This window comes from Tolypothrix campylonemoides VB511288_2 (assembly GCF_045999855.1).
Lineage (GTDB): Bacteria > Cyanobacteriota > Cyanobacteriia > Cyanobacteriales > Nostocaceae > Scytonema > Scytonema bouteillei_A.
In genome coordinates, this window is the sequence record NZ_JBFPMW010000013.1 from 114,131 (window position 1) to 129,473 (window position 15,343).

Sequence of the window (15,343 nt, forward strand, 5' to 3'; positions counted from 1 at the left end):
TCGTCCACGTGATTCTCCTCAAAGATTCTGACTCAGCAGATTTAATGTGTTTTGACAATTTTTAAGCTTGAGGAGAGAAAAATAAATTTTTGATTAAATCTGCAAAATCCTTAACGTTTTTGTGAAGATTTTGCGTTAAAAAAAGGTGGTAAGTTAAAAAAGAGTGATGTATTAGCATGAATTTGTGCTATGGGTTCTAAATTGTAGTAAAAAATACAAGCAATTCAACAAAAAAAAGGATATTCTATCCCCAAGTCTTTAAAACTAGGGATTCTCTAAAGTTATTGCACGATCCTCCACGAAATCTTTTTTCAGAGGTTAATAGTAGAATTCCGGAAAATATGTAACAACCGAAAAAAATATTATACGACAGGGAAATATGATTTGCTAGAGGTTGGGGAAGAAATTAGGGATCGATGGCAAGTTCGTTCGGCATTGCGGAGGGGTTTTCTACGCCCCAGTCGCTGCCAAATAAACTGCCCAAATTGCCATTGCCCGAAGGTAAACGCAAGCGCGGAAGGTTCCGACAGATGTAATAGCTTCAGGAGTTCGGAATTGCAGCCCGTTATTGTAAATTTGGCTAACTACAGCTTGTGTTAATTGAAATGCTTCATCCTTCATGCCCATTTGCACGAGAAATGCGGCTAATCCAAAATTGATTCCCGTCCAAACCTCCAAGGGATGGGTGGCTTGAGGATTCTCTGGCGAACCATCAGGACGAAGACCGTTAGCAGCCCCAAATTGACCGTTATGGAACTTGAGAAAGCAGGCTTCGTAGACTGTTTTCAAGGCAGATGCAGCACAATCTGGTGGTACGATGTCTGGTAACCCCAACAAGCGAGCGTAAAATTGTCCGCAAAGTTGGTCTGCCATAACGACATCAGAACCGCTCTGAGTGTCGAGCTGATAATATTGCCCGTTCCAAAGTTTTTCTTGGTAAACAGGGCGAGATTGTTTTAACCAAGCTTCATAGATGGATTTTTGAAGGGCAGCATTGTCTTGAGTGTCGGCTAAAATGTCGCAAATCGCGATCGCAGCTTCTAATGCAGCCAACCACAATCCACCACAGTAAGCACTCACTCCTTGCAAACGCCAGTCATCAAAAGTTTGGTCGGGTGCGCCGGAATTCTCAGGAATGCCATCTCCATCTTTGTCAAATGTTTTGAGATAGTCCAAGGTTTGGACGATAGCGTTCCAACAGTCCGCTAAGAATTCCACATCATTAGCACCTGTTAAGAGAAAGTCTCGGTATACCTGTAAAACAAAATCGCTACCTAAATCCTTCCACAAGTTGCAATCTTGATAACTCGTGTAATTGGTCTTTTCCCAAACGTGCTCGTTTGGTGCGCCCAAATCGTGAGGTGTTGCACCTTGAACTTTCCGGACTGCCATTGGACTTTCTGCACCAATAGTGTAATAGTATCCAATGACACGGGGAGTACTGTCACTTTTGGGAATTGCTCGTGCAAAAGCCCGCATCACTGCCTTTTCTAATTCTGGAAACAGTATCAGTAGGGCAAAAGAACCGTACAGCCGTACATCTAAACTTTCATACCACCGATAGTCCAAACATTCGAGTACGGCAAACTGTCCGATCGGGTCGTTTTTTGAGGCGGAACTCCAGAGAGTTCCACCACTTGTGAGATCGTAAAGCTCGTTGAAAAGAGCCATTTTGAACCAATCGGGCAAGTCTTGACGCTCAATAATAGGCGTTTGCCATGCGTGAATTTGTGCTTGCCAAGTTTCATATTCTACTAAGGCAGTCGATGCGATCGCCCAAGCATTATCACCGTTAAGACCAAAATAATCCGTATATCTGCGGTAAGATATAATTCCCTCTGCAAATTCTGTTACAGGAAAATCCCAAGCTAGGACGAAAGGAAGTTTTAGAATTTCCCCTGGTTGAAGAGTGAACCGAAGAGCAAGGGCAACCCCAAGCTGTTCGCCCTCAGCGATCGGAGTTTCATCTGTGGAATTAGACAAAGAACCATTTTGAGCAAAGCTTTGCCATATTTCCTCACCCGTCCCCGTTGGATTCCAGCGAGTGTTGTAATACGCTTCTACCTTTGGATGTTTTTGAGTGGCGATACACCACTGTCCATCACCTTCCTGTAAAGATTTACCACTATTCACCCGACTCATCAAACAACCGATATATTCACCCTGTTCTACAAGTTGGTTAAAGTTACCTTGACTTTCATACAAACGCGAGCGATACTCGTAAACTGGACTGCCATCATCCCTCACCCTGACTTCTGGAGATTTTAGGGCGTTGGTAAACCAACCCACCATATTTTGCCAACTCAACATTATGCTGAGCGTAATCGATGCATTTGTGGGATTTTGTGCAGTCCAGACGAACACTGCTACCGGATAACTTGTTTCCTTGTAGTTATGAGCCCAAATAGGAGAGAATTGCTCGCAAGTTAGTTGTGCTTGAAACACTCCTTCATAAACAAACCAACTGCGGGGATATAACGCGTGATAGCTTCCTGTTGAGTGAATTTGGGATTTGGGATTTGGGATTTGGGATTTGGGATTTTCTCCACCTTCTCCACTTGCTGGGTACCACTGCCAAGCTGAAAGACTGCCATCCTCTGGTGCTTGCGTACACAAGGCATAAGCTTTTGAGGAAGAATTATCTGACTCGAACAAGCTAAATTGACAGGCGGGAATATATTTGAATACGTGTTCGCCACCATCAATGTGCCACAGATTGAAATCTCCTCGTGAGGAGCGACCAATACACCCTGCACCAAAGCCACCAAGAGGCATTCCGTGCCATGGACCATCGTCAATATTGCTTGCGTAGCGGACTCTGTATGGAGTATCCCAGCCTAAACCAATGGGACGGCTCCAAACGCAGGAAGGAATGACGGAAAAAGGCTTGTTACTCATTGGTCAATTATACGGCGTTTGGTGCATGGGAGTGAAACAAAAGTTTTTGCGCTGCACATAGCCCGACAGAGGGACAAAGAAGACTTGGAGAACAAGGGAGACAAGGAAGCAGTCTTAATAACTCATCACTAATCTAAAATCCACACATCCAAAATCCACGCATTCAATTAATCTCGTTCCATATCAAAAATCACTTGTAATTCAGCATCTGGCATGAGCCGACGCAAGACTGCCAAGTGACCGTCAGCATCACTGCGGCTGCGGAATCGACCTACAATAGTTTGTTGTGTGGGAGAAACCAAACGAATAACGATCCAAGGTGCTAGCGCTGTGCGGTAACCTTTAGTTTGTCGATTCAACACTTTAAACCTCCTTAATTGATTGCGTTAAATAAAAACGGTAATTGTTACACCAGTTTGAAAAAAGAATGAAATCGTATAGTTGGATGAGATCTCGCCTTAGTGAAGTTTTCTCATGTCTGTTGGTTTGTTTTGAAGAAAGACCTTCCTACAGGACTGGACTCACCACTCGCCTGCGATGGGAAACCCGTTTGCTGTACTGGCTTCTCCTAGCAGCTTTCGGTAAAATCTAAAATCCAAAATGGTATGTTTTTGCGGACAAGCAAGCTTTAGCTCATCATGTACGAAACACAAAATTATTCCCTATGCCTTGCCTGCTGGAGTGTTGACCCACTACAAGCACGTCTGTGTTAACGCATCTATACACACCTTCGCTAACAGTAAGACGAAAGCATTTCGTGTCGCTACATTGTCAAAAAGCGATAAGCCGTAGGCTTAACGGCTGAAGCCGAATCGCCTGACACGCAGAGATTCCAGTTTACGTTATTGGAATAACTAGTTCGAGTTGCAGAACCTGAGTTCACGGTGAGATGCAATTCGCTGAAATAAAACCTGAAAAAAAGGCAGATATCAACATACAGGTGTGACCTTTCGGTGACTACCTTTTTGTTATTTTGCTTACACTTTACGTGGAAGTCATTAAGTTAACGTAAAACACTATAGTTGAATTGCTAAAGTGTTAATAAAAATGAACTAACTGAAGAACTGAAACAAAAGACAACTTTGAAGTCAAAGCTTGCAATAGCTTTTATAAAAGCTCTGCTGGAAATAAACTTCGATTTCGTCTCTAGGCTTTAAATTCTTCTACGGTCAAGTCCAAAATTCAAATTTCAAAATTACAAAATAGAATCTTTGAATGGATTGTCTTGAATTTTGAGCTTTTCCAAGGCGGTGACGAGTCACTATCTATGACTCGAAAGGTTCAATCAACCAAAAGTTAAGTATTGATTGACGAAATGCAAACATGATATATGTATGGCAATCTGCAAATCCAGTCGCTCCAGCTAACTTATTAACACCATTCTAAACCGAGATGTTTGCGAAAGGCAGAGGGGTCTCAACCCACATTTGCAAAATATCTATCGATGATGTCAAACAAGTCAATTGATTCAAAAAGCCAGTAAATCTAGCACTTAGAGCCTGTTGAACAGTCTCAGTTGCAGATATTACAGCCTCAATTTTATTTGTGAAATTTTGTGTTGCTGATTCCAAAATTTTGCAGTGGAGTCTGCCACTACCGCGTTCATCACTCATATTCATACGATGCTACCCGAGTATCTAAATTTCTCACTTACATTTACATTCGTTAAAAACGAGAACAGGAAAGAAGGAACATTTATAACAAAAAATTGTCATTGGTGCTAGTTAATTTCCACAAAGTTATTGATGTAGAAAGAAAAAACCCAGGTTCATCACCTGGGTTACGAACAACACAAAGGCGTAGCGGTTGGCACTGGAGTAGTATTAAAACCGATCGCAAACCAAAAAGAGGAGCTTCTAGCCTTGTGTGATGCGTTTGTTGGTGCAAGAACGTATTAACACTCACAATACTAACCTAAAAATTCGTCTGGTTGCCAAAATGCCAAAAGAAATTTGTTGAAAAAAAGAAAGAGTTACCAATAAAAGAAAGGGGTTTCTCCCCACACCCCCATATCTGATGGAAGGCTTATAAAATAAGAGAAAGGGTCACGAGATTTAAACAGGGAGTGAGGGGAGAAACCCCACACTTTTACAATTAAATTACACCCATTTAATAATAAAAATAAAGAGTTTTAGATAGGGTATGGGGGGAGAAACCCCACACTTTTATATGTAAAACAAACTTATTTTAAATCCAGCAAACCATCTTCTTTTAACTTTGGATTAAAACGAATTTGTGCTTGCAAACCACGTGCTTCTAGAAGGGTTGAGATTTCAGCCTCTACTCGCCGTGCCACATTTTTGATAATTTTAGTTTGCGTCAACTCATCATTTAGAGGATTTTCATAATGAGTTTTCTCTTCAGGCGTCATAACCGCTCTTACATCAATTGGATTCGTCCATTTCTCCTTGTTGTCTGTATTACCCGAGGGGATACAGCCATTTTCCGCGATCCAAGCCTTCTCGATATTTTCCAGCAGAGTTCGACTTGGACGTTCGATGGTTTGGGCTTTTACCCAATAGCAGTTCTGGGGTTGCCTGACTAAATGCTGTCTCAGACTGAGATAAACATCACGGGAATATCCTACAAATTGCAGCACGTGTTCTCGGTCGTAAATTGCATACACTCCGATTTTGCCTTGCAACTGTTCGGGTAGTTGACCGCAATCGTCTATATAGGGAATATATTCCAAACTCTTTAAAGAAGGAATATTTGTTTCATCTGCCATAAGTCAATCTCAACAAGGTTGATTCCTAAGACTATTATCTGATACCCCGTTTACCTCCTGAGAGAAATCGCTCAGAAGGCACCGCCTTACTTATGAGATAGACGGTAAGGCAGAGGAATATGTCGATTTTAGCGATCGCTGCACGATCCGTCGTTACATAGGAATTTAGCTACCATGAGAAATATATGTTTGCATTATGTCGCTCATGAACTTTTGTAGTGATAATGTTGTCGGGGTATCCCCAGAAATTATGGCAGCGCTCGTGGAATGCAATCATGGAGTTGCTATGCCTTATGGTAACGACGATCGCACTCTATACTTAAATAATCTATTTTCCGAATTATTTGAGACAGAGGTACTGGTATTTCCTGTAGCCACAGGTACGGCTGCCAATGCACTTGCTCTATCAGTTATGTCAGAACCTTATGGAGCAATTTACTGCCACCATCAATCTCATATTCATTGTGATGAGTGCGGTGCTCCTGAATTTTTTACGAGTGGAGCAAAATTACTAACCCTGCAAGGAGAAAATGGCAAAATAAACCCCAAAGATTTAGCAAGTGCGATCGCTCGTGCTGGTATCGGTGTAGTACATCACGTTCAACCTGCCGCTGTCAGCTTGTCTCAAGCAAGTGAAGCCGGTACGGTATACAGTATTCAAGAAGTCGAGCAAATTGCTCAAGTGGCGCACTCTCGCGGGTTGACACTTCACATGGACGGTGCGCGTTTTGCTAACGCCGTTGTCACCTTAGGATGTACTCCCGCAGATATAACTTGGCGTGCTGGAGTTGATGTGTTGTCCTTCGGTGCAACCAAAAATGGAGCCATGGCAGCAGAAGCCGTTGTCTTTTTCAATCGCGATTTAGCTCATAGCTTTAGCTACCGTCGCAAGCGTAGCGGACATCTATTTTCTAAAATGCAGTTTTTGTCCGTGCAGTTAGAAGCTTACATCAGAAATGATTTGTGGTTGAGGAATGCTGCACGTGCCAATCAGATGGCAAAGGATTTAGCCGCAAAGTTAACAGCACTGTCAAAAATTATGACTCTTTGTCATCCTGTGGAAGCCAATGAGATATTTGTTCAAATGCCAGAGCAAGTTATTGTCAATCTTTTAGCGGATGGCTTTAAATTTTATCGTTGGGATGGTGAAGATTCCAAAACAGTAAGATTGGTAACTGCTTTTAGTACAACAGAAGAGGATATTGCAGCGCTGGTTGATGCGGCTCGGAAGTACTTACAAAAATGCCAGCCCGAAAACGTTGCTGGTTGATGCGGCTCGAAAGTACTGTGTTCATTGACAAAAATGCCAGCCCGAAAACCTTGTTCCCTGTTTGTGTCTGGGAATACATCGCTTGAGGCTCAGCCTCGACTGAATTGTAGGGAGGCTCCGGCTCCTGTAGTGCATTCCCAGGTAGAGTTTGGGAACGAGGAAGCAGTAAGTATCAGCACCTTCTCCCAAATCGCGATTTTCATAACAACGTTAAATCTATCTAACCCGAAACAAAACGTAGTAGCCCATCTAGGTTAATTTGTTGGGTAGAAATTAATCGGTCAATGAGTCTGTGATTCTTTCCCCCCTGCTCATAAATTCCGCTTAGACGTGCGCGTGCAGCAGAATCATCTCCTTCAGTTATATACACAGTAATTTTAAAGAGGGCTGTCTCAAAGCTGTGCTGTTCATGGGGGAACGAGGTTGCACCAGCGCAGGTCAAGTGACGGGTGGTATGGTTGTTGCGATCCAAACTCTTATGTAATGATGAAGCTTTTGTCTCAAATACTTAATGGTATGGTTATTTCCGCTGTGGTGTACTAGATTTTTAGTTTCTCTACAGGGTGTTGTAATTTTTAATACAAAATAATTGCACCAAGTTCATGATTGCCAATCCCTATAAAATTTTGCAAGAATCTATAATATATTGTCTCCCTAACCAGAAAGCTGCACACTGCTCAGGTTAAACTCTCACCCCAGATAGGATTATTTGTCGTACCTTGCAACGAACACCTTCGACTGCCAGTCTAAAGCCCTCAATCTCTCAACAGCTATAAAGCTTACGGTTTTCCGACCAATTTGTAGTAGTACTAAAGCACTGCTTATTTATATGTTGTTATAATATAGATGTCCGCTCAGTAGCGGGGCACTACCGTTCCTACTTCCAAATGTGTTTGCCAAAGTTAGAGTCAGTATTTTGCTCTAGCGCGACTCTTTGCCATAATGTTGATGGCTTACAAAATTTAGCTCTCCGATTGGAATTTCTAGTAGAGCCACAACTCTCCCAAAAATGGCAGGGATTGAGAGCCTACAAGAACCGAGGAGGTTAAATGAAAAGTTTTTTTAAAAAATTTTTCATTTAGTTCTCAATATTGGCAATGGAGATGCTATATTAGTAAGCCTAGTAGTGTGTGTAAATATTTAGATATTCTTTCTGGAACTGACTGTGGCGAATACAAAGTCTGCTCTCAAGCGTGCCAAAATCGCAGAACGCAACCGACTGCGTAATAAATCTTATAAATCAGCAGTGAAGACGCTGATGAAAAAATATTTTGCTGCTGTTGACACCTATGCAGCTAATCCGACGGCGGAACAGAAGCAAGAAGTTCTCAAGCATATGTCGGAAGCCTACAGCAAAATAGACAAAGCTGTAAAGCGTGGTGTTCTCCATCCTAACAATGGAGCGAGAAAAAAATCCAAACTAGCGCAAAGGCTGAAAGCTAACTCACAACCCGCAGCAGCTGTACAGTAGTCAAGAGGTCATAAGTCAAGAAGTCATGAGTCATTGGTCAAAAGGTCATTAGTCTTTACAAATGACACTCGTACAAATGACGCTCGTACATCGAACAAATGACAAAGGACAAACAATGCAGCTGATTGACACCCACGTTCACATTAACTTTGACGTTTTTCAGTCCGATATAGAAGCAGTGCGCGAACGATGGCAAGCAGCTGGTGTAGTACATCTGATACATTCGTGTGTAGAGCCATCGGAGTTCTCCGGTATCCAAGCCATAGCTCATCGCTTTCCCGAGGTCAGTTATGCTGTGGGATTGCATCCTCTAGATGCAGAACAGTGGAATGAGAAAACATCCGTTGAGATTTTCTCATGGGCTCGTTCTGATTCCAAAGTGGTAGCGATTGGGGAAACCGGGCTGGATTTTTACAAGGCAACGAACTACGAGCAACAGTTGATAGCTTTTGAGACTCAGTTGGAAATTGCAACGGAACTCAAATTGCCGGTGATTGTCCACTGTCGGGATGCAGCGTCCGAACTCAAACAGGTGCTGCAAAAATGGAAAAACATTAAAGGAGATAGTGTTCGGGGAGTCATGCACTGTTGGGGTGGAAACCCAGAAGAAACGCAATGGTTTCTTGATTTGGGTTTCTACATTAGCTTTAGTGGAACGGTTACCTTCAAAAACGCGAAACAGATACAGGAATCTGCCGCAATGGTGAGGAGCGATCGCCTGCTAGTGGAAACAGATTGTCCCTTCCTTGCTCCCGTTCCCAAACGGGGCGAAAGGCGCAACGAGCCTGCTTACGTCCGGTATGTAGCGGAGCAAGTCGCCAAATTACGAGGGGAAACACTTTCAGAGATCGCCTCTCTAACCACCCGCAATGCCTGTGAATTGTTTGGCTTAACACTATAAAGGTTACCTTGGCTTTGAACAACGCAACGAAGAATGGCAACGCCAAAAGTAGCGGAGGGCAAAAAATGTGTTAATATTAATTCCTCCAAAATCACTTTGCGTGCGTCATAATGATTAAAGAAGCAACAAATCAATTACAATTACACAAGTTGCTTCATTATTCACACTTACCATCCTTCATATCTCTACAAGCGGATGCTCCGATTCAATGACAAACCCTTTCTGATAAGGCTAACCTATCTTTTTTCTGAATAAGCGGCTATAGAAATACCTATTGTTAAATGAAAATTGCCCAGGGCTCGACACCCGCCAAAACAACGCTATACCAATAGCAATCGGGCTCAGTAGATTCTTATCTACTGAGCACTAAATGCCATTGTCCCATTGTTGTTGAAGATATTCTGTTTCGGAAAAACCCGGAGCGTAAAAACTTGGCTTTAGTAAAAAGACGCGCTTTTTGGAGGGGGAAGTGAGAAAAGCCAAACAGCTTAAAAAAATTTACACTATTCATCTTGTCGAAATGAAGATAAGCACAGGCGTTGATTTGGCAGCTTTTCCCCAAAAGGGGCAAATACGCTCCTGCCAAACTGTGACTTTCCGGCTCTAATTGCTCCATTTGCCCGCATCTACAAGAGTTGCAGGTGGTATGAGGAGAAGTTCCCACACACGTAATTGAAGTAAAAATTAGTTGACAAAGGTAGAGGCATGACTAACGAATCAATGATGGAACCCGCCTTTATGCTACCCGACTTGATAGAAATTCAGCGAGCTAGTTTTCGCTGGTTTCTAGAAGAAGGGTTGATAGAAGAACTCAACTCTTTTAGTCCTATTACAGACTATACAGGCAAACTAGAGCTGCACTTTTTAGGTCATAACTACAAGCTCAAAGAGCCCAAGTACAGTGTTGAAGAAGCAAAACGGCGGGATAGTACCTACGCAGTACAAATGTATGTACCAACCCGTTTGATTAACAAAGAAACCGGAGAAATCAAAGAGCAAGAAGTCTTTATCGGAGATTTGCCTTTGATGACAGACAGAGGTACCTTCATTATTAACGGTGCCGAACGAGTCATTGTAAACCAGATAGTCAGAAGCCCTGGGGTTTACTACAAATCAGAAATTGATAAAAACGGTCGCCGTACCTACTCAGCTAGCTTAATCCCCAATAGAGGCGCATGGCTGAAATTTGAAACAGACCGTAATGACTTGGTGTGGGTAAGAATCGATAAAACCCGCAAACTGTCAGCGCAGGTCCTTCTCAAAGCTTTGGGATTATCAGACAACGAAATTTTTGACGCCTTGCGTCACCCAGAGTACTTCCAAAAAACCATTGAAAAAGAAGGGCAATTCTCAGAAGAAGAAGCCTTGATGGAGTTGTATCGCAAACTCCGACCCGGAGAACCACCCACAGTATTGGGGGGACAACAGTTATTAGATTCGCGCTTTTTTGATGCCAAACGCTATGACCTGGGTCGAGTAGGACGCTACAAGCTCAATAAGAAATTGGGTTTGCAAGTCCCAGAACCCATACGCGTTCTGACACCCCAAGATATTTTGGCGGCGGTTGATTACTTAATTAACTTGGAGTTTGACATTGGTAGTACCGATGATATCGACCATTTAGGTAACCGTCGGGTAAGAAGCGTGGGCGAATTGCTGCAAAACCAAGTGCGGGTGGGTTTAAACCGCTTGGAGAGGATTATTCGGGAAAGAATGACCGTATCGGATGCAGAATCACTGACACCCGCTTCTTTGGTGAACCCCAAACCCTTAGTAGCAGCCATTAAAGAATTCTTTGGCTCCTCGCAATTGTCTCAGTTCATGGATCAAACCAACCCTCTGGCGGAACTGACCCACAAGCGGCGTTTGTCAGCCTTGGGTCCTGGCGGTTTGACTCGCGAACGTGCGGGCTTTGCGGTGCGAGACATTCACCCATCACACTACGGACGCATTTGTCCGGTGGAAACGCCAGAAGGTCCAAACGCTGGTTTGATTGGTTCTTTGGCAACCCATGCTCGCGTTAACTTGTACGGTTTCTTAGAAACTCCTTTCCGAAGAGTAGAGAACGGTAAGGTACGGTTCGATCTGCCGGCGGTATACATGACAGCCGATGAAGAAGACGATCTCAGGGTGGCTGCAGGTGACCTCCCCCTTGATGAAAATGGCAACATTCTAGGACCCACCGTCACGGTACGCTACCGTCAGGAATTTTCTTCCACCACACCAGAGCAAGTAGACTACGTAGCCGTTTCCCCCGTACAGATTGTGTCGGTTGCTACGAGTATGATTCCGTTCCTAGAGCACGATGACGCAAACCGCGCTCTGATGGGATCGAACATGCAACGCCAAGCAGTACCATTGCTCAAACCAGAACGACCGCTGGTAGGAACGGGTTTGGAAGCTCAGGGCGCGAGAGACTCAGGTATGGTGATCGTCTCCCGCACTGATGGTGAAGTGGTTTATGTTGATGCCAATAAAATTCGGGTGCGGGTCAGCGATCCCTCTCAACTGGCAGCGATCGGTCACCGCCAGAGCAACAACAGTTCCAAAGGATTGGAAATAGAGTACACAATTTCCAAGTACCAGCGTTCCAACCAAGATACTTGTCTCAACCAGAAACCTCTGGTTTATATGGGGGAAAGAGTTGTCGCGGGTCAGGTTTTGGCTGACGGTTCTTCCACCGAAGGTGGTGAATTGGCGCTCGGACAAAATATTGTCGTTGCATATATGCCTTGGGAAGGATACAACTACGAAGACGCCATTTTGATTTCCGAGCGACTGGTGCAGGATGATATTTATACCTCAATTCACATTGAAAAATATGAAATTGAGGCAAGACAAACCAAACTCGGTCCGGAAGAAATCACTCGCGAAATTCCCAACGTTGGTGAAGATGCGTTGCGTCAGTTAGACGAACAGGGGATCATTCGCATTGGGGCGTGGGTGGAATCTGGAGACATCTTAGTTGGGAAAGTGACTCCGAAAGGGGAATCAGACCAGCCTCCGGAAGAAAAACTCCTGCGGGCAATCTTCGGGGAAAAAGCACGGGATGTGAGAGATAACTCCCTGCGAGTTCCCAACGGGGAAAAGGGACGTGTTGTAGACGTGCGCTTGTTCACTCGCGAACAAGGGGATGAGTTACCACCAGGGGCAAATATGGTGGTGCGAGTGTACGTCGCTCAAAAGCGGAAAATCCAAGTGGGCGACAAAATGGCGGGACGCCACGGAAATAAAGGAATTATTTCCAAAATTCTGCCCGTAGAAGATATGCCTTACTTGCCAGATGGTTCTCCTGTAGATATTGTTCTCAACCCTCTTGGCGTACCCAGCCGGATGAACGTCGGACAAGTGTTTGAGTGTCTGTTGGGTTGGGCGGGTCACAATTTGGGTGTGAGGTTTAAGCTGACTCCTTTTGATGAAATGTACGGAGAAGAATCATCCCGCAGCATCGTTCATGGCAAGTTACAAGAAGCACGGGACGAAACAGGGAAAACTTGGGTTTACAACCCAGACAATCCGGGCAAAATCACCGTGTACGACGGTCGGACTGGCGAACCTTTTGACAGACCGATCACCATAGGCGTGGCTTACATGCTCAAGCTGGTTCACTTAGTAGACGACAAGATTCACGCCCGCTCCACTGGACCTTACTCCTTGGTGACACAACAGCCTCTGGGTGGTAAAGCACAGCAAGGCGGTCAGCGATTTGGAGAAATGGAGGTGTGGGCATTGGAAGCGTTTGGTGCGGCTTACACCTTGCAAGAATTGCTGACTGTGAAGTCAGATGACATGCAGGGACGAAATGAAGCATTGAACGCGATCGTTAAAGGAAAAGCAATTCCGCGACCCGGTACACCAGAATCCTTCAAAGTTTTGATGCGAGAGCTGCAATCGCTGGGATTGGACATTGCCGTTCACAAAGTGGAAACACAAACAGATGGCAGTTCCTTGGATGTGGAAGTTGACTTAATGGCAGACCAAGGAAACCGTCGCACACCCCCACGTCCAACCTACGAATCTCTCTCCCGCGATTCAATGGACGACGAAGAGTAAAAATTATGAACGATGAATGATGAATGATGAAATATTCAATTCATAATTCATCATTCATCATTCATAACTCTCAATTCATAATTCATAATTTATAATTCATCATTCAAATGAGAGCAGCACAAAACAATCAGTTTGACTATGTTAAAATTGGGTTGGCTTCCCCCGAACGGATTCGAGCTTGGGGTGAAAGAACTCTACCTAACGGTCAAGTCGTAGGTGAAGTGACCAAGCCAGAGACAATAAATTACCGGACTTTAAAGCCAGAGATGGATGGCTTGTTCTGCGAGCGAATTTTTGGTCCGGCGAAAGATTGGGAATGTCACTGCGGAAAATATAAGAGAGTCCGTCACCGTGGAATCGTGTGCGAACGTTGCGGTGTAGAAGTTACTGAATCTCGCGTGCGCCGCCACCGCATGGGCTATATTAAGCTCGCTGCTCCAGTCGCTCACGTTTGGTATCTTAAAGGGATTCCCAGCTATATCGCTATCCTGCTAGATATGCCTTTGCGGGATGTAGAACAAATTGTTTATTTCAACTCCTACGTTGTTCTCAATCAAGGGAATGCAGAAACTTTAAGTTACAAACAACTTCTAAGTGAAGACCAGTGGTTGGAAATAGAAGACCAAATTTATGCTGAAGATTCTACCCTCTCTGGGGTAGAGGTAGGTATTGGTGCGGAAGCGCTTTTGCGGTTGCTTGCGGATATTAACTTAGAGCAAGAAGCGGAATCTTTGCGAGAAGAAATTACTACAGCTAAAGGACAAAAGCGAGCAAAGTTAATTAAGCGCTTAAGGGTTATTGACAACTTTATTGCAACTGGTTCTAAACCAGAATGGATGGTCATGACGGTGATCCCCGTGATCCCTCCAGACTTGCGCCCAATGGTACAGCTTGATGGTGGACGATTTGCAACCAGCGACTTGAACGACCTTTATCGTCGAGTTATCAACCGCAACAACCGTCTCGCTCGTTTGCAGGAAATTTTAGCTCCAGAAATTATTGTTCGGAACGAAAAGCGAATGCTGCAAGAAGCAGTGGATGCTTTGATTGATAACGGTCGTCGGGGACGCACCGTTGTTGGAGCAAATAACAGACCGCTAAAATCTCTATCCGACATTATTGAAGGTAAGCAAGGTCGTTTCCGTCAAAACTTGTTGGGTAAACGGGTTGACTACTCCGGACGTTCGGTCATTGTGGTAGGACCAAAACTCCACATTCACCAGTGCGGTTTGCCTAGAGAAATGGCAATTGAGTTATTCCAACCGTTTGTTATCCATCGACTGATTAAGAGCGGTATGGTGAATAACATCAAAGCTGCGAAAAAGCTAATTTCTCGTTCCGATCCCAGCGTTTGGGATGTTTTGGAAGAAGTGATTGAAGGACACCCCGTCTTGCTTAACCGTGCGCCAACACTACACCGTTTGGGTATCCAAGCGTTTGAACCAATTTTGGTGGAAGGAAGGGCGATTCAATTGCACCCACTTGTGTGTCCGGCGTTTAATGCTGACTTTGATGGTGACCAAATGGCGGTACACGTACCATTGTCTTTGGAATCTCAAGCAGAAGCGCGGCTACTGATGTTGGCATCTAATAACGTTTTGTCACCAGCGACTGGTAAGCCAATTATTACACCCAGCCAAGACATGGTTTTGGGAGCGTATTACTTAACAGCAGAAAATCCCAACGCCAAAAAAGGCGCAGGACGCTACTTTGCTTCTTTAGATGATGTCATTATGGCTTACGACCAGAAGCAAGTGGAACTGCACGCTTATATCTATGTAAGGTTTGATGGCGAAGTAGAGTCTGGTGAAGCAGATACAGAACCAGTAGAAGTGACAACGAACGAAGATGGAACTCGCACGTTAATGTATAAGTTCCGCCGCGTCCGAGAAGATGCTCAAGGTGAGATGATTTCTCAGTATATTCGGACAACTCCAGGTCGCGTTATTTACAATAAAGCGATTCAAGAAGCACTGGCAAGCTAAGAAAATGATGAATTATGAATGCTGAATGATGAAAAAA

The 15,343-nt window shown here is 44.1% G+C and carries 9 protein-coding genes; 5 read left to right on the top strand and 4 right to left on the bottom strand.

The window, feature by feature from the left end:
- Positions 1-450 precede the first annotated feature (450 nt).
- The 4 genes from AB0756_RS30755 to AB0756_RS30770 form a co-directional block, all read right to left on the bottom strand.
- A complete protein-coding gene (locus tag AB0756_RS30755; RefSeq protein ID WP_038090422.1) occupies positions 451-2,898 on the bottom strand; it encodes a GH116 family glycosyl hydrolase in 2,448 nt (815 codons plus the stop codon).
- Positions 2,899-3,065: 167 nt separating this feature from the next.
- Complete coding sequence (locus AB0756_RS30760; protein ID WP_050046785.1) at positions 3,066-3,260, bottom strand: hypothetical protein; 195 nt, start codon at positions 3,258-3,260, stop codon at positions 3,066-3,068.
- 1,333 nt (positions 3,261-4,593) lie between these two features.
- Positions 4,594-4,803 (bottom strand): hypothetical protein, encoded by a 210-nt coding sequence (locus tag AB0756_RS30765; protein WP_167844763.1) that lies wholly within the window; start codon positions 4,801-4,803, stop codon positions 4,594-4,596.
- Between the two features lie 277 nt (positions 4,804-5,080).
- Positions 5,081-5,626: a GIY-YIG nuclease family protein gene (locus AB0756_RS30770; RefSeq protein WP_038090424.1), complete on the bottom strand. Its 546-nt coding sequence runs from the start codon at positions 5,624-5,626 to the stop codon at positions 5,081-5,083.
- Positions 5,627-5,831: 205 nt separating this feature from the next.
- Between AB0756_RS30770 and AB0756_RS30775 the strand changes: the two genes are divergently transcribed.
- From AB0756_RS30775 to AB0756_RS30795, 5 genes are all read left to right on the top strand, one after another.
- Positions 5,832-6,896, top strand: a complete 1,065-nt coding sequence (locus tag AB0756_RS30775) for a threonine aldolase family protein (RefSeq protein ID WP_038090504.1) — start codon at positions 5,832-5,834, stop codon at positions 6,894-6,896.
- A 1,165-nt stretch (positions 6,897-8,061) separates the two neighbouring features.
- Positions 8,062-8,367 (top strand): 30S ribosomal protein S20, encoded by a 306-nt coding sequence (gene rpsT / locus AB0756_RS30780; protein WP_038090427.1) that lies wholly within the window; start codon positions 8,062-8,064, stop codon positions 8,365-8,367.
- Positions 8,368-8,482: 115 nt separating this feature from the next.
- The gene (locus AB0756_RS30785) at positions 8,483-9,268 is read left to right on the top strand and encodes a TatD family hydrolase (protein ID WP_038090508.1); all 786 of its coding nucleotides are present in this window, start codon (positions 8,483-8,485) and stop codon (positions 9,266-9,268) included.
- Positions 9,269-9,973: 705 nt separating this feature from the next.
- On the top strand, positions 9,974-13,321 hold the full coding sequence (gene rpoB / locus AB0756_RS30790) for a DNA-directed RNA polymerase subunit beta (RefSeq protein ID WP_050046788.1): 3,348 nt from the start codon (positions 9,974-9,976) through the stop codon (positions 13,319-13,321).
- A gap of 107 nt (positions 13,322-13,428) precedes the next feature.
- Positions 13,429-15,306, top strand: a complete 1,878-nt coding sequence (locus AB0756_RS30795) for a DNA-directed RNA polymerase subunit gamma (RefSeq protein ID WP_038087750.1) — start codon at positions 13,429-13,431, stop codon at positions 15,304-15,306.
- Positions 15,307-15,343 lie beyond the last annotated feature (37 nt).

What these genes read in the sequence shown, in the direction of transcription:
- AB0756_RS30755 (WP_038090422.1), bottom strand. Translation starts at nt 2,898, where the DNA reads ATGAGTAACAAGCCTTTTTCCGTCATTCCTTCCTGCGTTTGGAGCCGT.
- AB0756_RS30770 (WP_038090424.1), bottom strand. Translation starts at nt 5,626, where the DNA reads ATGGCAGATGAAACAAATATTCCTTCTTTAAAGAGTTTGGAATATATT.
- AB0756_RS30775 (WP_038090504.1), top strand. Translation starts at nt 5,832, where the DNA reads ATGAACTTTTGTAGTGATAATGTTGTCGGGGTATCCCCAGAAATTATG.
- AB0756_RS30785 (WP_038090508.1), top strand. Translation starts at nt 8,483, where the DNA reads ATGCAGCTGATTGACACCCACGTTCACATTAACTTTGACGTTTTTCAG.
- rpoB (WP_050046788.1), top strand. Translation starts at nt 9,974, where the DNA reads ATGACTAACGAATCAATGATGGAACCCGCCTTTATGCTACCCGACTTG.
- AB0756_RS30795 (WP_038087750.1), top strand. Translation starts at nt 13,429, where the DNA reads ATGAGAGCAGCACAAAACAATCAGTTTGACTATGTTAAAATTGGGTTG.